Raw genomic sequence first — 17,748 nt, 5'->3', positions numbered from 1 at the left:
TCTGTACCAAATGCAACCGAACTTCTTTTTACCCATTTTTGGCTATCTAGCCATTTTAAAACAGGTTTTATCTTTTTCTCTGCACTATCTACGCTCTCATTTGAACTAAACATAATCTGTGCTTTGATGATACCTGTATCCATAGGAGGCATTGCATCTTTACCAATTGTAGGCATGATGTTTTTCAGGCTTAGTACCATAATAGCGATTACACCCATAGTAAGCATCATACGGCGTAAAAACCAAAACTTTCCATTTGAAAACTTAATAATACCAACATAAGGGGATACAAGTCGCCCAATGGTATTTTGATAAAATTTTTCAAAAAGATTTTCTACTTTTGTTTTGCCTGTACCATTTTTATAGAGCCACTTAGAGAGTGACGGAATGAATGTAATAGATAAAAACCATGAAACCAACAGAGCAATAATAAGCGTCTCAATAAGTGGCTTAAAGATTTTTTCTGGAAATCCACCAATAAACATAAGTGGAAATAAAATCGCAATAGTTGCAATAGTTCCAGCAAATACAGGTGAGAGAACCTCTTTTGTACCGTGAGTAATGGCATCTTCAAGCTTCTCATGTCCCTCGTTGAGATGTCTCTCAATATTTTCAAGTACAACAACGGCATCATCGGTAAGCATACCAAGTGCTAAAATGATTGCAGTATAAATTACAATGTTTAACTCTCCACCAGTAAGCCAAATAATAGCCATGGTTGAGAAGAAAACCATAGGAATAGAAAGACCAGCAGCTATAATGGCACGGAAGTTTCCTAAGAAAATCATAATAACTAAAAGTGTGTAGATGACGGCATCACGAAGTGCCTCAAGCATATTACTATTTGCCTGTTCAATCAGATCTCTTTGTGTATCAGAAATTTCAAATTTGATATTTGGATACTCTCTCTCAAGTGTTTTCATCTGTGCGCGTGCTGCTTTACTTACAGCAAGAACGCTTCCACCTGGTGCGCGTTGTACGGCTAGGGCAATGGCATCTTTACCATTTCCTATGTAGCCACTTGTACGCTTTTTATAAGACCATTTTACATCTGCAATGTCGCTGAGTCTTACATTTGGCATAATTTGGAGCTGTTTTAACTTCTCAATGTTGTCTTTTTCACCATAAAAAGTTATGGTATAAAAACTATTGTCACCCTTTACAAAACCTATTGGTATATCACGATTAAGTGTATTAATCGCTTTTGCAATAGTCTCAAAGTTTACATTGTATCGTTTTGCTTTAAAAGGATCAACGGCAATATTTATGGCACTTTGATACCCTCCAAAAACTTCAACATTTCCTATTGTTTTATTACTCAGTAGGGCAGGTTTTATAAATGAGTCTGCTATTTTTCTAATGCCCGCTAAGTCAATATTTTTATTTTTAGGGCTTAGTGATATAACATCAACTGGAAGTGTAAAGTCTCCTGCTGTATATATTGAAGGGTTGGTTCCTTTTGGAAGCTTCGCTTTTACGATGCTTAGCGCATTTGAAACATCAACTGCTGCTGCGTTTAGCCCTTTTTTGTAACCAAAATCCGCTTTTACAATAGAAAAGCCTGCAACATTTACGCTGCTTACATCTGTTACAAGACCAAGGCGAGAAATCTCTTGCTCAATTGGCTTTGATACGGTTGAAGCTGCTACTTGTGCAGTGGCACCTGGGACTTGTGTAATGACAATAACCTCAGGGGGGTTAGAATCAGGAAAGAGATTTTTTGGCAAGGTTACAAGCGCAATAATCCCCATAATAAAAAATGCAGTTATAATGGAATATAGTAAATATGGTCGTTTATAAAAAAAGTCAAACATGCTCTATTCCTTTACTTTTAAAGCGTAACCACTTGTGAGTTTGAGTAAAATATCGGGTTTTGCAACAACAATCTTTTTGCCTTTTAGGTTTTGAGAGATAACTACACCCTGTTGTGCACTTTGAATAATATTTACCTCTTGTGCTTGGGCTTTAGCGCCATCAACAACAAGTACATAACTTTTCCCATTTTTATTTAATAGTGCATCAAATGGAAGGAGTGTTGCTTTTTGATTAAATACGACAACATTAACCTGCACTCTGTCTCCGCTTACAAGATGCGCATTTCCTGTGTAAACCTTATACTCTGCAAGACCATGGTATGTTGTGTTAAGTGGTGTTGCTGCATAAAATTGATTTTCAAATTTCACACCTCGTATTGGGAGGTCAGTAGGCACTCTTACCATAAGGTAAAATCCATTTTTAGAGCTTATTGCAACAAGTGCTTTGCCTGGCGCACTGATGCTCCCTTGGTTTACGAATGTTTTAGAGATTACACCATTAACAGGTGAGACAATTTTTGCATAAGAGAGGTTGTTTTGCAACTCTATCTCTTTTTGTTTGAGTCCATTTAAGCCTGCTTGTGTATTTGCTATCATTGTAGTCTCTTTTTGAGACTCTTCAATGGAAGCACCTTGCACTTTGAGTAGGTCAAGGGTTCTTTTATGTGTTGCTTCAAGGTTAGCAAGTGCTACTTTTGTTGCTTGCATTTGATCTTGTACACTTCTAAGAGAACTTCTAATAGTAGTTGTGTCAAGTCTTACAATGACATCACCCTTTTTCACTCGCGTGCCACTTGGTTTTATCATCTGTATTCTTGCTGCAATTCTTGAAGCAAGTTTTACATCTTTATCATTTGCTACCTCTGCCAAGTATGGAAGAGTAAGTGTTACGGCTGATATTTTTGGACTCATAGCTTTTGCTACAATAGGATAAATCTTTGCTTTAGGCAAATTTGCATCATGTGCTCGTGCCTCTTTTATCTTTTTTACACCTGCTACGCCAAGACCGGCGACTACTACTATCGCTATTGTTATTTTTATATACTTATTCATTTAAGCATCTCCTCTATATTGTTTGCATAAATTACAGCGAGTTGCATAACTGTCTGCCATTTTTGTGCTTTTGCTTGGTAAAGTTTTGCTTTTGCATCTACCACATCATCTTCATAGCGTAGATACTCTTCGGTTGTGAGTCTTCCACTTTTGTAGTTTACTTTAGCAATCTCTAAAAGTTTTTGTTTGTTTTTTATACTCTTTTGTGAAAGTTCAACTGATCGTTCCAAAAGTGGTAGTGAAGAGTTGAGCATATCAGCTTTAGATGTGAGCTCGTCATTGAGTTTTTGCAGTTCTACTCTTTGAGCATCAAGTTCTATTTCTGATTTTGTAATAGCATCATATTGACTCATAGCCAAAAGTGGAATATTGACATAAACGCCAATCTCTCCATAATTTTCATCTATGTTATTTTGCGTATTATAGGCTGTAGCCGTTGAGTAAGAGTAAACGCCATGTGCTACTACTGATGGATAGAGTTTCTCTTTTTGTGCATGTACATTTAGCTGGGAAGCTTTTATTTTCTCTTGAAGAGGTTGCAGTGATTTAAGAGCACCTTCTCTTACAGGGCTAAGCTCTTGCATGGCAATTCCATTACTGAGTTTTATGCCTGTGAGCGTCTCTATTGAACTTACAGCTTTTTTCTTTTGTAGTTCTATGTTATTTTTAGAGATACTTATCTGATTTAATCCATCATTTATTTTGTAGAGCGCTGAGGCAGGTACACGACCATTATCTACTTTTATCTTGAGTGTTTTTTCAGTCTCTAACAGAGATTTTTCTTTTAAATCAAGCGCTTTTTTTAATTGGTTGAGGTAGAGTAGATTTGCATTGCTTCCTACTATTATTGCCTCATTTTGCAGCATATTTATTCTTTTTTTTGCTTTTGCACTCTTTTGCATAGCTTTTGCTTCATCCGCCATTGTGTAGATTGATTTTACAAAAATTGGCATAGAGAAGTTTGCACCAGCTTTATAGATGTTATAACTAAAAGGCTGTGAAATGTCATCTGCTGGTGTTATCATTTTTACAAGCCTATTTGGTGCAACAGGTACCATTCCTGTAGGGTCTGAGTAGTTATCATAGGTAGCAAAGAGGTTTATTTTTGGATAAAGCTCCGATGTCGCCTGTGAAGCAGCTATGGCTGCTTTTTTGACACTCATTTCATCTGATTTTGTCTGTGCATGAGACTTTAGCGCACTAAAGAGCTCGGGCAGTGTGTGGGCACTTAGCAGATAGGGCAGGCTAAGCGCAAGTAGGATTTTTTTCATTTTTTACCTCCAGCATAAGTTTAATTTTTGTAAATATATAATCCGAAATTTCATCAATATCGCAGTCACTGCATGTATCTAAGTTTGCATTGAGTGCTACTGCGTTTGTGCGTAGCGGTTTCGTTGTAACAAGCAGATTGATAGTGCCTACAATCATAAAGTGAATAATCATAGGTATAACATTATGAAAGATGCCTTGCTCCTCTCCCTCTTTTAAAATGCTACTAAGCAGTGTAAAGAGTTTTCGTAGGCTCTCAAACATCATTTCAGGAAGATGTGCACCGCTGTCACTAAGCTCTCTTAAAATAAGTGCAGGAAGATAGGGATGTTTATCACAATATTTGGCATATGTTTTTATAAATGCTTCTAAATCTGCAAGTGGTGAAACGCAGCATTTATCACTCTCAATCACTTCGTCGTGTATCGCCTCTAAAGCTTGGCTCATTACAGCGCTGTAAAGACCTGCTTTATTTTTATAGTAGTAAAAAATCATTGCCTTATTGACACCACACTCTTTTGCTATTTCCTCAGCAGTGGTAGCGTCATAGCCATTTTTTGCAAAAAGCATCATTGCATTTTGAATAATGTTTGCTTTTGTGGCTTCAGCATCTCTTGTTGGTCTTGCCATTTTTATATCCTATTAACTAACTGGTTAATTATAACTGATTTTTTGTAAAATGTGACTTAAATGTTTGTAGTTTATTTTACAATATCTTTATTTTGGTGTGCATAGATAATAATAGCAACAAATACACCACCTTGAATGACACCTAAAATAACTTCTGAAATAACAGCCATCATTGCGTTTAGCGTTTGGGGTATCCAGTCTCCTGAACCAAGTGTTGTAAATGTTACCGCTGAAATATACATAGATGTTATAAAACTATGCTCATGGATTGTTTGAAGGTTTTGAGGGGTAAACTCCGAATTGAGATGAAAAAGAGTAAAGACATCAAAAATATTAAAAACAACCGCATAATAAACAATGGTAACAATGGTTACTTCAAAGTAAAGGAGTACAACCTGCATAAGTGCTACATGAAAATGGTGTTTAGAACGGCTAAAGATATAAATGGCACTGTCAAGTAGGGCAAAACGGACTAAAACTATGTAAAAAATATTGGCTATTAAAATTTCATCATGGTAAGTTATAAAAAAAGCAACCTCTTTTATGTGAAAATACCACTCAAAAAGAAGAGGCAATAAAATCATAGGTATAACAAGAAATGCTATATTTATATTTTTAATATAACGCTTATCTCTTTGAAAATAACTCATATATTAGTTGTTGTTTGCAAGAAGTTTTTCAAAGGCTTGTGTAATCTCTTCAGCTTGCACTAATCCCTCTAAAAAGATTTTTCCATTTAAAAAGAAAGTAGGGTCTTTACTTACACCCTCTTCAACAGCTTTAAGTGTGTCATATTCATAGCTAAAAGAGACTCTTACCGGGAGATGTTTTATGCTACAACTCAATCTTTTTGAGAATTTTGCAGTGCTTACTCTGTCGCCGTAAAGAAGACCATGAAAAAGAGGGTACTCTTTGTGTTCTGCGTTTAGCACCTCTCCCTGATTCATTTCGTGGCAGGCTTCATTCATATAGATTTTCCTTTTAAATGTGTTGCTATTTCATAAAGATAGTTATGCATATCAAAATACCCTATCATCGCCTCAAAAACCATTCTTAAACAGAGTTCCATACAGAAAAAGAGGCTAAACAAAAAGAGGAGAAATAAAAACTTCTTCTCTTTATCTAAATCTTTATATACGCTTATAGCACCTTTGTCCACAGCTTGAAAAAAAGAGACTTTTTCCAAAATATAGGGACGAAGATACCACAAAAAGAGTGGTACTAAAATAGCAAAAATGTAGTAAAAAAATATAAGTACATCTTGTGCTATAAAAGTGTTAAAGCGTAGAAAATTCACTACTATTTTTCTTTGTTCTCACAACGAAGGATTTCTGCATTTTTGATTTTTTCAAGTCTTTTTAAAACATCATCAAGCTCACCCATTGCATCATCATATTGTGTTTGAACTTTTGTTTTTTGTTCTTGAACTTTTGTGATTTGGTACTCTATCTCTTTCATTGGTACGGCACACTGTTTTGCCATAGCCTCCTCTTTGTCCATCATCCAGTCTATCACGCTTTTTAAAAAGTGGTTCATTTGTAATTCCTTTAATTTAATTTTGTAAATTATATACTTTTTATCTTAATGTTTAGAGTATATCAACTAATTTATCTGTAGCTTCAAGTGCCAAATCAGGTGGCATATGCCCTTTGTTGTAGTAGAGATAGTTGTCAAATCCCCACTTCATCATTTTAGAGATTGGCGAATAAGAGACAATGTCTTTGCTTCCGCCATAAAGAACATCTGAGGCAATAAGTGCCGCTTCATTCCCACCCATATTCATAATACAAAAGACTTCTAAATTATGTGCTGGTATCTCTATATTTTCTCCAAGTTCTTTTAGCAGTGTTGCTGCTGCAATGCCTCCTTGAATAATGGCGACATGTCCAAGTTTTGGCTGTGCGAGTGCAGTAATGTCTCCTGCTGCAAAAACATTTGCAAAGTCAAGATGACGCATCTGTGTATCTGTAGGAATAAAGCCTTTTTCATCTCCAAGCTTAGAATCAAGTAATACTTTTGGAGCAGTATATGGCGGAATTATAATAGCCAAATCACACTCCATTTTTGTACCATCTTCAAAGGCAATAAAGTCTTTGCCTATTTCAATAAGGAGTTTATTATTATGTAGCGTCATATCTTGTTTTTGCATAAATTGAGCTATGGCATTACGTGGTTTATCTCCAACATCTTCAAAAAAGACTTCACCTGGTGTAAAGACATCTATGGTGTAATCTTTACTGCGTTTAAAACCTTTATCTCTCCCAAGATAATGGTCAAACATAAACATAACTTCACCAATAGGTCCTTCACAAGGTGCCTTAAGAGGTGGAGCATCTACTCGCGTCCCCCAAGTGCTTTTTGCTGCACCTGTTACTATTTTACCACCTTGAAATGTTTTTATTCTGTTGTAAAGTCTCTGTGCTTGTGTATCATCACAAACGGAGTAACCAAACTCTCTAAAACCTTTGATGGCATCGTAGTTTTTTACAGCCCCTAGTGTTAAAAAGATATAGTCATATTCGACTTTGTCCGAATTTTTCAGTGTGAGTGAGTTGTTTTTTGCATCTATATTAATGACTGAATCTTCTATAAACGCAGCGCCTTTACTCTCAATTGTATGGCGTAGTTCAATGAGCGAATGAGAGATGGGAGCACCCTCAAAAGCCACTTCAGGAAGAGAAGGTTTTAAAAGCGAGTGGCTTCGGACATCTATAACTGTAATATCAATTTTTTTGCCAATAAGGTGGCGTAGTTTGTAAAATATATGTAATCCTGCAAAACCCGCCCCTACTATTACTACTTTTTTCATCACCATCTCCTCAAAAAGATTTTTTAATTAACTCTCAAATGTAGCAAACGCAGCTTTGGCATTACCCATTACTACACTTGATTGACCATGTTTTACAATTTTTACCAAAAATGCAAGTTCTTCTTTTGTTATGCCCATTTTTTTAAGCATTTTTGTCTGCTCTATTACGCACTCTTCACTGCCTAAAGTGATGGAAGTTACGAGTAAAAGCATCATTGAAGTTTTATCATCAAATGGATTTGCTTCATCTTGAACACTAAATTTTGAACTCATAGCCTGCTCAATCAAAAATCTTGGATCAATAGCTTTTGCTGCGTTTAGAGACTCTGGAAGTGCTCCCATTTTCTCTACCATCATTGCTTCTACCTGTTGTGGTGTTGGTGTTTTCATATTTTTCCTTTGTGTATGTATGCGTATATTATATATCTACTAAGTAACTAGTTGGTTAATTATACATTGAATAAATTAAATTTGTTCTTAAAAGATATTTGTTATACTTATTTAAAATTTATATAGAAGGTTTTTTATGCAAAAAAAAATAAGAACGATTGCATTGGCAGCTATGCTTTGTACAACTGCTGTAATGGCTAATGAAGAGATAGATTCTTCAGGGGCAGAGGGTGGTAATTTTCGTCATAAAGAGGAAAAAGTTTATATTGTTCCAAAGGTGTTGATGAGTAGTGGGGATACTATTAGTGAAGAAGATGCCAGAAGAAAAGGGGAAAATGGCAGAGGTGTCGGTCTTGATTTGGGATATAGAACGGGTACGGGCTTAAACTTTGAAGTAGATTATGCTTATACAAAGGTAGATATTACTGAACAAAAAGGTGAGGAAAAAACAAAGACCACTGGCGATTATAATAGTGCTTCTTTTGATATTCTTTATGCATATCATATCAATGAACCTTTAGCTGTATTTGCAAAAACAGGCTTTGAATATGAAAAAGAGAAAATTGATAAGCTAAATGTGGATAAAAGTGATACAGGCTTTTTGTATGGTGCTGGTTTTGAATATGAAGTAAAAGAGAATATGGCTCTATTGGTTGAGTATGAAGATTCAACAATAGATGGACCAAAGGGATATACAGTCGCAGTTGGTCTGGTTATAGGGCTTGATCTTTAGAGTAAAATGTAGCCCTAAAACTTTTTTTATTTGTTGATGACTTTAGATTTTGCAAGGGCTGCGTGAATCTCATCAACAGAGACATCTCCTTCTAGGGAGAGGTTTACATCACCGTCTTCACCGTGAACTTTCATATCTTTGATTTTTGCTTTTGTATCATCGCTCATACATTCACATTTTCCAGTTGAACAGTTTTGTACCATTGTGACAATATTGTCTTTTTTAACTTCACCTAAAAAGTTGATTTTTACGCCGTCGTTTGTTTTACTTACTTCTTTTTTCATTTTAACATACCTCTTTTTGAATTATTGGGAGTAGCTCTTTTTGCATCAAATTATATGTTTTTTCATACTCTTCCTCTGCTTTGCCACTTGGGTCTTCAAACCCCACATGGATGGTTTTGACAGCTTTAGGAAACATAGGACAGGTCTCTTTTGCCGCGTCACATACAGTAACTACCAAATCAAACGCAGTGTCAAGAACCGTCTCTATTACTTTAGAATGGTACTCATCTCTCCATTCGCCTTTTTGCTCTAAAAGTGCTTTTGCGTGTGGATTAACTTTGCCACTTGCTTTTACACCTGAACTTTGAGCAAAAACACACTCTCCAAGTTGTGCGTTTACCATAGCCTCAGCCATAATAGAGCGACAACTATTTCCTGTACATAAAATAAGTATATTTTTTTTCATATTTTACATTCTCCGTTTTGTGATGTTTTTTTAAGTGTTGGCAAAGTGATGTTGAGATGTTTTATCTCTTCTATGGCTTCGCTTCTAAACCTATCAAGTGGAGTTCTTATAGAGTAGTATGCCCAAGTACCTTTTCTCTCAACGCGTAAAAATCCTGCATCTTTGAGGATCTTTAGGTGGCGAGAGAGACGAGACTGAATCATGTCGAGTGAAGCTTGCATATCACAAACGCAGCACTCTCCATACTCATCTAAAAAGCGTAAAAGTAACACTCTTGTTTCATCATTTAAAGCGGCAACAGTTCTTAAAAAAACTTCCATGTGTAACTCTTTTTCATTTGATTTGAAAAAGTATAGCACAAATTGGTTAATATATCAATATATCTTGATGTATATATTAATTTCTTCTGTTTCCAAAAAATTCCAACATCATAATAAAGAGGTTGATAAAATCAAGATAGAGTGCTAAAGCACCGACAATAGCGACACGACTGAGGCTTTGTGGGTTTCCATCTGACATTGTTTCGCCCATTTGTTTTATTTTTTGTGTGTCATAAGCAGTTAAACCTACAAAAATAACAACACCAATAAGACTTATCCACCACTCAAACGCAGGACTTTTTAGAAAAAAGTTTACAACAAGTGCAATAATAATTCCAATAAGCCCTGCAAACAAAATGCCTCCCCATGAGCTGAGGTCACTATCTGTAAAGTAGCCATAGAGGCTCATCACACCAAATGTCATGGCTGCGATAAAAAAAGTAGTGACAATAGAAGCTTCAGTATAAATAAGAAAAATACTTGCAAGTGTCATGCCATCTACAATGGAAAAAAGCACAAAAAGTGTTCTCGCTGTAGAGACATCCATTTTATTGATGCCTGCCGAGATGGCAATAACAAGACCTATTTCAATAAAAAAGAGTACCCAAATAGCATAAGGGTTTGCAAAGAGCAGATTAAGCATATAAGGGCTGTGTGTGACCATAAAGGCACTGAGTGCCGAAACCAAAAGTCCCACCATCATCCATTGGTAGACACTGTTCATTAAAACATTGGTATCACCTTTACTTAAATGTGTTGCATAAAAGTTGTTTTCCATTCCTATTTCCTTTTTCATAGTATAATCAACTAACTAGATAATTAATTATATCACTCTTTTGTTAATAATTGCAATAATTATAAACAATATTATAGATAAAATTACATCAAATAAAGGAAGAAAATAATGAAAACAAAAACAAAAAAGAAACCACTTCGTCTTAAACATAAAATAGCACTTTTTTTAGTCTATCTTGTACTCTTCGCGGCACTCTCTTCTATGGTAGATTACTATGCATATGATCTCATAAATCCTTGGATATTTGTAATTTTGAGTGTTATTGGTGCGGCTTGGGCAACAGTAGCGCATGCAAACAGTCGCCAAAAAACAAAAGCAGATGAACTTGCCGCAGATGTAGAAGAAATTCTTTAATGCACTTACAAGAAGTCTAATAAACAGTCTCATAAGTAAAAATCAATTTTATATCTTTTCCTGTAAGTTGTTTTAGTTTTGCTGCTATTTTATCCTTCTCTCGAAGCGTTAAAACTTTTTTAGCTCTTAGGTTGATAAAAACGAAAGTAGTGGCATTTTTATGCTCTATTTTTGCAATCTGAACATCTACCTTACCTTTTAGAATCTCAATACTTTGGCTATGCTCCAACTCTTTGTAAATCTTCTCATCAACAATAAGCGACCTGCTTGAGACCCATAAAGGAATGGCTATAAGTGCTAGCATTAAGAATTTTATGACAAACGCAGTAGAGACATATTTGGTTGAGGAGTAGCCCAAAATATAAAACATCAAACCTGCGGCAAAGACTATGCCTGCTATATTGGCTAAAAAGAGTAAAAAAGCATCGGTAAATATTTGCCACGACTCCCATCCTATGCCAACACCTGCAACACATAGCGGAGGCACAAGAGCAACGGCAATGGCAACACCTGCAAGACTCTCTCCTACTTTAGAGTTGGAGTAGCCATAGGCTGCGACGATGCCTGAGAGAATGGCAACGGCAAGGTCAAGGAGGGTAGGGTGTGTTCGCATAGACATCTGCTGCGTGATGTGAATAAAAGGGAGTGCCCATGCAAGAAAAGCTGATGCCGCTAAAGCGATGAGTATGGAGTAAATAATGGTCTTTGTACTTTGAAATATAAGTGCCTTGTCAAAGCGAATGGCACCCATAGAAAAAGAGATAATAGGTGCCATAAGTGGTGCTAAAATCATTGCACCGATGATGGTTGGCGAGGAGTCTTGAAAGAGTCCGATGGTTGCCATAAGGACACTCACAACAAGTAAAAGCATATAGGAAGTATGTATTTGAGCAGAAGAGCGAAGCTTTGTAAAAAGGTCGGCAAAAGAGCTCTCTGCCGCTATGGGAATGAGTGGCAGCGCTTTTTTTGTAAAAAAAGTAATGAGATTTGTATCTGTAGGGAGGTTTTGCATACGAATACTCTCTTTGTCCTCCTCTGGAATACACCCCTCATAGCCGCTTATGACCTCTGCTTCACTTTTATATTGTTGTATCTCTATTGACTGCGTTTGTGTAGCTACTTTATCATTATAACTTACAAAAAAAGGCTCTGCAGGGTTACTTATGCGTAGCATATCTGTTTTGATTGTACCTATGGATGCAGGTAGATTCTCAGAGATATGACGTTTTTTAGAGAGGTAAAAGCTTAAACGCAGCGCACCTAAAATACTCTGTGGCGCGTAAAAAATAGCACTGATACGACGGCATTGATTGTCACTTTCTTTAAAAAAGTTGGCACGGCTATTTTGCATAAAAGCTTCCGAAGCTATTTCAATAAAGAGTGCTATGGTGTCAATTTCTTGCTCTTTATCTGTCTTTATGTGTATAGGTTTGAGATGATATGAGAAGATATTTTTCAAGGTTTTATATCCACTTGAGTAGTCTGTTTCACCAATTTTGACGCTTCCAAGTAGATGTTCACCATTACATTGGATGATGTTGTCTCTTTTAAAACTGTTCTCTTGTGCGGCAAGCGCTAGAGCATCTTCAAGCTTTGTCGGAATTTTGTACTCTTTTTGCTGTAGAGGATTGTTTTTGTAGGGAAGGATGCTAAGCGTAATCTGCTTTTGTGCAATCTCTTGAAAATAGAGTAAAAAATCATCATCACATATCATCAAAAAAATGAGATTATTTTCTGTGTAACTTATATCTCGTTTATCAAACGCAGTGCATTTAGGTGCTTGGGAGAACTGTTGTTCTATTGCTGTGCAGATACTTTTAATGTTTTCTTCATCAAGAGCAGAGTCATAAATAAATGAAAGATTTAGCTCAGTTGGCATTTTTGAGTTCTTTAAAGAAGTTCATCTCATATTTGCTTATGATGCGTATCATATTTGTTGAACCTACGACACCAAGTGGATCACCTACGGTTAAAATATAGCGCTTCTCTATGTCTAGCACGCCACGCTCTAAACCTTGAGTTATAAGTTCACTCATAATAGTTCCGGGGTTACTGCCACTTACAGAAAAAGCGGGTATAACACCCCATACCATCGTTAAAATTTTGGCTGTTTTTTCACTATGGGTTACTGCATAGATAGTTTGAGAAGGGCGATACCTTGCCATTTTCTTTGCAGTATTTCCAGAAGATGTAATGGTTAAAATGGCATTAGTTTGTAAACTTTGGGACAAACGCACTGCGGAGTCGTTGATGCTGTCTGCTGTGTCGTGCATATCAAACTGTGAAAGCTTGTAGTAGGGAAAGTTCTTCTCTGTTGCCTGTATGGTGTTGCACATCGTCTGCACGGCTAAAGGTGGATTATGCCCTATGGCGCTCTCTTCTGAGAGCATAACGGCATCGCTGCCATCAAGCACTGCGTTTGCAATATCGCTGATTTCAGCACGAGTGGCTCTATCGTTGCGTGTCATTGAAAGGAGCATTTGTGTTGCGGTGATGACAGGTTTGCTGAGGTTGTTTGCTTTTTTTATAAGCATTTTTTGTACATTGGGAACATCGTAGTAGGGTATTTCTATGCCTAAGTCTCCGCGAGCGACCATAATGCCATCACTTACTTCTAAAATTTCATCTATGTTCTCAACAGCATCGAACTTCTCTATTTTGGCAAAGAGTTCTATGCTTGCACCCTCTTTTTCTACGATGGCGCGGGCATTTTTCATATCGTCTGCGTTTTGCACAAATGAGATTGCCATAAAATCTACTTCGTTTTGAATACCCCAGAGCATATCTTCTTTGTCTTTTTTTGTTAGAACATTGAGTCCAAGTTTTGTGTTTGGAAAGTTGATGCCTTTTTTGGAACTGAGTATGCCGTCATTTTGAACAACGACTCTAACTTTGTCTGGGGCTACTGCTATGACCTTTGAGCGGATAAGACCATCATAGAGATAGATATACTCTGAGACTTTGAGTTTGTCGAGTATCTGTTTTTGGTTGAGTGTCAGTCTGTAGGTCTTCTCATTTATCTGCGTTCCAACAATCTCCTCTTTGACAAACTCTAAAATGTCTCCGATTTTGAGAAAGAACTCTTTTTTAAGCTCTCCAATGCGTACTTTTGGACCACTAATATCTTGTAAAACACCGGTAATAAGTCCTGTTTTTTTTATAGCAGTGCGTATGCGCGCGAGAACTTTAGAGTGGTACTCATGTGTGCCGTGACTAAAGTTCAGACGAAAAACATTCACACCGGCATATATCAGCTTCTCTATGCTCTCTTGGGAGTCAGAAGCAGGACCGATGGTAGCTACTATTTTTGTTCTTTTTTTCATCTGTTTCTCCTAATGCTTTTTAATAAGCAGATACTTTTTTATTACCCATGCAATGAAGATAATGAACGCAAGTATAAGTACAAAGTGCCATACTTTTTCAAGTTTACCAAAAATAAGCTCTGCACTTGTACCTAAAACATAGCCTAAAGAGATACCAAGAAAACTCCAAAGCATAATGCCGAGTGTATCAAAGATGCTAAAGGTTCTGTGGTCATACTTGTAGATGCCAAGAGTCATCGGAAAAAGAATGGCACCGCTGTAGATAAAGCGCCCGCTAAAAGAGAGTAGTGCTCCTTTATTCTGTACTGAATTTTCAAGCTTTTCGACACGCGGTTTGAATGATGGAAAATAATCTAAAAGTTTAATGGCATATCTTTTACCTAGAAAATACCATAACTGATCGCCAGCTATAGCACCAAGAATGGCAACCAAGAAAGCTGAACCAAAAGAGAGCATTCCAAGGTAGCAAAGAATTCCTGTGGCAATAATCATAGTAGTTCCTTCAACCATCATGCCAAAAAACACTATCCAAAGTCCATATACATTTACAAGAGGTGTAAGCTCACTTAAAAAATGTTCCATTTTCTAATCCTTGTTTTATCTACTGAATTATACTTCTTTTTTAGAAATTGTATGTGACTTGTAAAAACAATCGCTGCGCATTATTGTCAGCAACATTTTTTGTAACAAATGCTCCTGCATTAAAATAGGCATAAATTGCTTGATACTCCAGTGCTTTATTGTAGTGCCATTTGTACTCAAGGTCATATTCATCACCAAGTTTACTTTCGTGATTGCCATTTATGTTGTATTTTTTATAGTAACTCCACGCATCATTTGCATCGGCAAGTGAGAAGTCATGGTAGGAGAGTTTAAGTTGCATATTTTTTTGTGGTATAAGATGCAGCTCTACAACATTTTCAATAAGATTGCTCCATTTCATAATATCCATACGCCCATAGAGTGAACCATCTGTTCCACCAAAAGGGGTACGAAATGTTTTGACTGTATTGTCGTGCGGGTTATCATCTCCGCTTGCATAAATTCGTCCAAAAACGATGTTAGGTTTAAGCGCTATGCTTTTAAATTTATAGCCCATTTTTGCAACATAGCCATACGCATCATAGTTTTTCTCTTTAATTGTTCCGTTAGCTTTTGCATAGGTGAGGTCGTAATTGAAACTATGAAAATCATCATCATATGCTCGTAATCCATAGGTGTAGTTCTCTTGGGTGTTTTGACCATTTCCTGCACCATTGTAAAGCCCTTTTTTGTAAATAACAAAGGGCTCGACTGCTCCTTTATTGTCCGTTTTAAAATGCGTGTAGATTCCTGCACCTTCATAAACATGTTTTCTAAAGAGTGAGAGATGGTTTTTGTCTTTGTCTTTAGTTTGACCGTAAAAGGTATCTATGAAATTATCATCAAACCTGTAAGAGAACTTGGCAAGATCCCAAAGCCAGCCGTAGGAGTTACCCCAGCTACCAGGCCCTAAAACTCTTTTGTCTCCGTATCTGTTAGATTCTCGTCCAAGCTGTAAAGAGAGTCCACGGACATTTACTAAATTTTTTACTTTTACATTAAGCGCTGTAAAATCAAAATCTTCTTGCGGATCCATCCAGTAGGTTTCATTGCCACTTACTTTTTTAAAATCATTATGATCCAAGGACCAACCATAGACACTTGCAAAGTAGCCTATAGCTGTATAGATAATGTCAGGTGTCTGTGTGTAGATAAAGCCGAGTTTTAGCCTACTTACAAGAAGGGTGTCATCAGGGCGACCAATGAGCGATGCATCATCCCCATATGCTTTTTTATTCATCCCATCTAGCGATTCAAATCGCTCTCTTACACCGCCGGTAGGTGATAAACTTTCAGCAAAAAGAGAGCTAAATATGAATAGTGATAAAGCTATAAATACCGTTTTTTTCATTGAGCTTTAGTGTGGCACTTCTTTTGTCGTATAGCTTCTATCTCTTTAACACGATTATCTAAATCTTGAAGCATTTCATACTGTTGTGTATCAGTTTTGTTATTTTCTATCATCCGTTTTTTACGCTCTTCAATAGTTTGAAGCCACTCATCTATGACAGTATCAGGAATTGAACAATCAGCTGCCTCTTTTTTTTCATTTTCAACAATCCAGTCTGCAATTTTTTTCATTATATGTATCATATTATAATCCTAAAAGTTTATAAATCATTTTAGCCGAGAGTAACAATAAAACTACGGCAATAAGTTTTTTAACCTGCTGTGGTGTTAAACGATAGTGCATAATAAAGTCACCAATATAACCGCCGATGATAGCTGCTACAGTAACGACGCCAAGGAGTACCCAATCCATATCTACAAATGAGAGATAGGTTGCAAATGCTCCAAGCGTTGAAAACGGAATGACAAAACTAATAGCATACGCCGCTTTTTTCGCATCAAATCCGAGTAAAATAAGCAGTGGCATTATAAGTGAGCCACCACCCACTCCAATAGTCCCAGAAATCAACCCAACAACAGCACCGATGACATAAAGAACCCAAGCCTTGTCATAAACAACTTTTTGTTCACGATTACTAAAGAGTAGAAGTATGGCACTTACAAGTAAAAATGCCACAAGTATCCATTCAACTACCTCTTTTTGCACATACTGGCTCATCCACGCGCCAATAGGCGTTGCAATCATAATTGAAATTATGAGTGGAATAGCAAATTTTATATCTAAAACTCCACGAAAAAAGTTCATAAATGAAGCTGTGATTGTCGAAGCAGAGTTTATGAAAAGCCCGATGGCTTTTGCCAAATTTATGGGCATTCCCATCATAGAAAAGATAGGAACAAGCCCGATGGCAGAGCCAACCCCACCCATGGAAAAGAGGGTAGAAAGACCGAGTGTTAAAAAGAAGTAGATGGCATAATGTATAAGTTCAGGACTCATTTTTTACAGCTTTATCATTTTTGCTTTGCCACCTTTTAGGTGTTCCATCAGTCCTAGTAACCCACCACTCAAATATTTCACTTCAAAACCTTGTGTCGCCAACCACATTCGTGCCATATTTGAGCGGTCTGATTTTGGACAAGCCACAACAATGAGTTTATCTTTTGGTAGTTCATCGAGTCGTTCAGGCATTTCATTTGCAGGTATTTTAAGCCCAAAGTTCACTTGCCAAACTTTTGTCTCCATTGGTACTCGAACATCAATGAGTTCACATTTCCCTTCATTGTATAGCTCTATAAACTCATCAATCTCTATACGCATATTGTTCATTTCACTTGGAATTACATTTTTTATAAACGCTTGCATTATTTTGCTTCTTCTAATTTTTTCATATAATCTCGTGCTTTATCACCTCGAAGATAGTCAACGACTTTCAACATTCCATCATTTAAGTAGCGAGCATTGTAACCTTTGAGTTTTAAAAAAAGGCGTGCAATTTCTGCTCTGTCATAGTGTGGACACATAGTAACAATAGTTTTATTCTTATCTATTTCATCGAGTCTATCTGGTAGCTCATTGAGTGGAATATGGTCTCCAAAACCAATATGCCACGCTTCATACTCTTCATGAAAACGAAT

General features: G+C 36.7%; 24 protein-coding genes. 2 read left to right on the top strand and 22 right to left on the bottom strand.

What is annotated here, in order from left to right:
- From MVY38_RS10980 to MVY38_RS10935, 10 genes are all read right to left on the bottom strand, one after another.
- Positions 1–1,814, bottom strand: a 1,814-nt coding sequence (locus MVY38_RS10980) for an efflux RND transporter permease subunit (RefSeq protein ID WP_297486276.1), incomplete at its 3' end; no start/stop codon positions are given.
- A gap of 3 nt (positions 1,815–1,817) precedes the next feature.
- Positions 1,818–2,867 carry an efflux RND transporter periplasmic adaptor subunit gene (locus tag MVY38_RS10975; RefSeq protein WP_297486273.1) on the bottom strand — a complete coding sequence of 350 codons (1,050 nt, stop codon included), beginning with the start codon at positions 2,865–2,867 and terminating at the stop codon, positions 1,818–1,820.
- A complete protein-coding gene (locus MVY38_RS10970; RefSeq protein WP_297486271.1) occupies positions 2,864–4,138 on the bottom strand; it encodes a TolC family protein in 1,275 nt (424 codons plus the stop codon). Before MVY38_RS10970 ends, MVY38_RS10975 begins: the two co-directional genes overlap by 4 nt.
- A complete protein-coding gene (locus MVY38_RS10965; protein ID WP_297486268.1) occupies positions 4,113–4,766 on the bottom strand; it encodes a TetR/AcrR family transcriptional regulator in 654 nt (217 codons plus the stop codon). The genes MVY38_RS10970 and MVY38_RS10965 overlap by 26 nt, the downstream gene beginning before the upstream one ends.
- Positions 4,767–4,837: 71 nt before the next feature.
- The gene (locus MVY38_RS10960) at positions 4,838–5,416 is read right to left on the bottom strand and encodes an ion channel (protein ID WP_297486264.1); all 579 of its coding nucleotides are present in this window, start codon (positions 5,414–5,416) and stop codon (positions 4,838–4,840) included.
- A 3-nt stretch (positions 5,417–5,419) separates the two neighbouring features.
- The gene (locus MVY38_RS10955) at positions 5,420–5,734 is read right to left on the bottom strand and encodes a hypothetical protein (RefSeq protein WP_297486261.1); all 315 of its coding nucleotides are present in this window, start codon (positions 5,732–5,734) and stop codon (positions 5,420–5,422) included.
- Positions 5,731–6,063: a DUF4282 domain-containing protein gene (locus MVY38_RS10950; protein WP_297486259.1), complete on the bottom strand. Its 333-nt coding sequence runs from the start codon at positions 6,061–6,063 to the stop codon at positions 5,731–5,733. The genes MVY38_RS10955 and MVY38_RS10950 overlap by 4 nt, the downstream gene beginning before the upstream one ends.
- 2 nt (positions 6,064–6,065) lie before the next feature.
- A complete protein-coding gene (locus MVY38_RS10945) occupies positions 6,066–6,302 on the bottom strand; it encodes a hypothetical protein (RefSeq protein ID WP_297486256.1) in 237 nt (78 codons plus the stop codon).
- Between the two features lie 52 nt (positions 6,303–6,354).
- On the bottom strand, positions 6,355–7,575 hold the full coding sequence (locus MVY38_RS10940; protein ID WP_297486255.1) for an FAD-dependent oxidoreductase: 1,221 nt from the start codon (positions 7,573–7,575) through the stop codon (positions 6,355–6,357).
- Positions 7,576–7,602: 27 nt separating this feature from the next.
- Positions 7,603–7,965 (bottom strand): carboxymuconolactone decarboxylase family protein, encoded by a 363-nt coding sequence (locus tag MVY38_RS10935; protein WP_297486253.1) that lies wholly within the window; start codon positions 7,963–7,965, stop codon positions 7,603–7,605.
- Positions 7,966–8,101: 136 nt separating this feature from the next.
- Between MVY38_RS10935 and MVY38_RS10930 the strand changes: the two genes are divergently transcribed.
- Positions 8,102–8,698: a porin family protein gene (locus MVY38_RS10930; RefSeq protein WP_297486251.1), complete on the top strand. Its 597-nt coding sequence runs from the start codon at positions 8,102–8,104 to the stop codon at positions 8,696–8,698.
- A gap of 26 nt (positions 8,699–8,724) precedes the next feature.
- Here MVY38_RS10930 and MVY38_RS10925 read toward each other — a convergent pair whose 3' ends face one another.
- The 4 genes from MVY38_RS10925 to MVY38_RS10910 form a co-directional block, all read right to left on the bottom strand.
- Complete coding sequence (locus MVY38_RS10925; RefSeq protein WP_297486250.1) at positions 8,725–8,982, bottom strand: hypothetical protein; 258 nt, start codon at positions 8,980–8,982, stop codon at positions 8,725–8,727.
- A gap of 1 nt (position 8,983) precedes the next feature.
- Positions 8,984–9,388, bottom strand: coding sequence for an arsenate reductase ArsC (locus tag MVY38_RS10920; protein ID WP_297486244.1), 405 nt, complete (start codon positions 9,386–9,388; stop codon positions 8,984–8,986).
- Positions 9,385–9,708: a metalloregulator ArsR/SmtB family transcription factor gene (locus MVY38_RS10915; RefSeq protein ID WP_297486239.1), complete on the bottom strand. Its 324-nt coding sequence runs from the start codon at positions 9,706–9,708 to the stop codon at positions 9,385–9,387. Before MVY38_RS10915 ends, MVY38_RS10920 begins: the two co-directional genes overlap by 4 nt.
- Positions 9,709–9,784: 76 nt before the next feature.
- Positions 9,785–10,486 (bottom strand): Bax inhibitor-1/YccA family protein, encoded by a 702-nt coding sequence (locus MVY38_RS10910; RefSeq protein WP_297486236.1) that lies wholly within the window; start codon positions 10,484–10,486, stop codon positions 9,785–9,787.
- A 126-nt stretch (positions 10,487–10,612) separates the two neighbouring features.
- On the opposite strand from MVY38_RS10910, the gene MVY38_RS10905 reads away from it, so the two are divergent.
- On the top strand, positions 10,613–10,858 hold the full coding sequence (locus MVY38_RS10905; RefSeq protein ID WP_297486233.1) for a hypothetical protein: 246 nt from the start codon (positions 10,613–10,615) through the stop codon (positions 10,856–10,858).
- A 16-nt stretch (positions 10,859–10,874) separates the two neighbouring features.
- Here MVY38_RS10905 and MVY38_RS10900 read toward each other — a convergent pair whose 3' ends face one another.
- The 8 genes from MVY38_RS10900 to MVY38_RS10865 form a co-directional block, all read right to left on the bottom strand.
- Positions 10,875–12,737: a TIGR00341 family protein gene (locus tag MVY38_RS10900; protein ID WP_297486224.1), complete on the bottom strand. Its 1,863-nt coding sequence runs from the start codon at positions 12,735–12,737 to the stop codon at positions 10,875–10,877.
- Entirely contained in the window at positions 12,727–14,181 is a 1,455-nt protein-coding gene (gene pyk / locus MVY38_RS10895; RefSeq protein WP_297486221.1) for a pyruvate kinase, read from the bottom strand. Before pyk ends, MVY38_RS10900 begins: the two co-directional genes overlap by 11 nt.
- Before the next feature lie 9 nt (positions 14,182–14,190).
- Positions 14,191–14,763 carry a DedA family protein gene (locus tag MVY38_RS10890; RefSeq protein WP_297486217.1) on the bottom strand — a complete coding sequence of 191 codons (573 nt, stop codon included), beginning with the start codon at positions 14,761–14,763 and terminating at the stop codon, positions 14,191–14,193.
- Between the two features lie 40 nt (positions 14,764–14,803).
- The gene (locus tag MVY38_RS10885; protein WP_297486209.1) at positions 14,804–16,114 is read right to left on the bottom strand and encodes an alginate export family protein; all 1,311 of its coding nucleotides are present in this window, start codon (positions 16,112–16,114) and stop codon (positions 14,804–14,806) included.
- Entirely contained in the window at positions 16,111–16,344 is a 234-nt protein-coding gene (locus MVY38_RS10880) for a hypothetical protein (RefSeq protein WP_297486206.1), read from the bottom strand. The genes MVY38_RS10885 and MVY38_RS10880 overlap by 4 nt, the downstream gene beginning before the upstream one ends.
- Positions 16,345–16,357: 13 nt before the next feature.
- Entirely contained in the window at positions 16,358–17,110 is a 753-nt protein-coding gene (locus MVY38_RS10875; RefSeq protein ID WP_297486197.1) for a sulfite exporter TauE/SafE family protein, read from the bottom strand.
- 3 nt (positions 17,111–17,113) lie between these two features.
- Positions 17,114–17,476, bottom strand: coding sequence for a rhodanese-like domain-containing protein (locus MVY38_RS10870; protein ID WP_297486190.1), 363 nt, complete (start codon positions 17,474–17,476; stop codon positions 17,114–17,116).
- Positions 17,476–17,748, bottom strand: a 273-nt coding sequence (locus tag MVY38_RS10865; RefSeq protein ID WP_297486188.1) for a rhodanese-like domain-containing protein, incomplete at its 5' end; no start/stop codon positions are given. The genes MVY38_RS10870 and MVY38_RS10865, both read right to left, overlap by 1 nt.

The sequence above is a fragment of the Sulfurimonas sp. genome (assembly GCF_027056685.1).
Taxonomy (GTDB): Bacteria; Campylobacterota; Campylobacteria; order Campylobacterales; family Sulfurimonadaceae; genus Sulfurimonas.
The sequence above is the reverse complement of the archived record's forward strand: the minus strand, read 5'-3'. Positions and strand labels throughout refer to the sequence as shown.

Bases quoted from the DNA above. Each gene is read 5' to 3' on its own strand.
- MVY38_RS10975 (WP_297486273.1), bottom strand. From the start codon at position 2,867: ATGAATAAGTATATAAAAATAACAATAGCGATAGTAGTAGTCGCCGGT.
- MVY38_RS10970 (WP_297486271.1), bottom strand. From the start codon at position 4,138: ATGAAAAAAATCCTACTTGCGCTTAGCCTGCCCTATCTGCTAAGTGCC.
- MVY38_RS10965 (WP_297486268.1), bottom strand. From the start codon at position 4,766: ATGGCAAGACCAACAAGAGATGCTGAAGCCACAAAAGCAAACATTATT.
- MVY38_RS10960 (WP_297486264.1), bottom strand. From the start codon at position 5,416: ATGAGTTATTTTCAAAGAGATAAGCGTTATATTAAAAATATAAATATA.
- MVY38_RS10955 (WP_297486261.1), bottom strand. From the start codon at position 5,734: ATGAATGAAGCCTGCCACGAAATGAATCAGGGAGAGGTGCTAAACGCA.
- MVY38_RS10945 (WP_297486256.1), bottom strand. From the start codon at position 6,302: ATGAACCACTTTTTAAAAAGCGTGATAGACTGGATGATGGACAAAGAG.
- MVY38_RS10940 (WP_297486255.1), bottom strand. From the start codon at position 7,575: ATGAAAAAAGTAGTAATAGTAGGGGCGGGTTTTGCAGGATTACATATA.
- MVY38_RS10935 (WP_297486253.1), bottom strand. From the start codon at position 7,965: ATGAAAACACCAACACCACAACAGGTAGAAGCAATGATGGTAGAGAAA.
- MVY38_RS10930 (WP_297486251.1), top strand. From the start codon at position 8,102: ATGCAAAAAAAAATAAGAACGATTGCATTGGCAGCTATGCTTTGTACA.
- MVY38_RS10925 (WP_297486250.1), bottom strand. From the start codon at position 8,982: ATGAAAAAAGAAGTAAGTAAAACAAACGACGGCGTAAAAATCAACTTT.
- MVY38_RS10920 (WP_297486244.1), bottom strand. From the start codon at position 9,388: ATGAAAAAAAATATACTTATTTTATGTACAGGAAATAGTTGTCGCTCT.
- MVY38_RS10915 (WP_297486239.1), bottom strand. From the start codon at position 9,708: ATGGAAGTTTTTTTAAGAACTGTTGCCGCTTTAAATGATGAAACAAGA.
- MVY38_RS10910 (WP_297486236.1), bottom strand. From the start codon at position 10,486: ATGGAAAACAACTTTTATGCAACACATTTAAGTAAAGGTGATACCAAT.
- MVY38_RS10905 (WP_297486233.1), top strand. From the start codon at position 10,613: ATGAAAACAAAAACAAAAAAGAAACCACTTCGTCTTAAACATAAAATA.
- MVY38_RS10900 (WP_297486224.1), bottom strand. From the start codon at position 12,737: ATGCCAACTGAGCTAAATCTTTCATTTATTTATGACTCTGCTCTTGAT.
- pyk (WP_297486221.1), bottom strand. From the start codon at position 14,181: ATGAAAAAAAGAACAAAAATAGTAGCTACCATCGGTCCTGCTTCTGAC.
- MVY38_RS10890 (WP_297486217.1), bottom strand. From the start codon at position 14,763: ATGGAACATTTTTTAAGTGAGCTTACACCTCTTGTAAATGTATATGGA.
- MVY38_RS10885 (WP_297486209.1), bottom strand. From the start codon at position 16,114: ATGAAAAAAACGGTATTTATAGCTTTATCACTATTCATATTTAGCTCT.
- MVY38_RS10880 (WP_297486206.1), bottom strand. From the start codon at position 16,344: ATGAAAAAAATTGCAGACTGGATTGTTGAAAATGAAAAAAAAGAGGCA.
- MVY38_RS10875 (WP_297486197.1), bottom strand. From the start codon at position 17,110: ATGAGTCCTGAACTTATACATTATGCCATCTACTTCTTTTTAACACTC.
- MVY38_RS10870 (WP_297486190.1), bottom strand. From the start codon at position 17,476: ATGCAAGCGTTTATAAAAAATGTAATTCCAAGTGAAATGAACAATATG.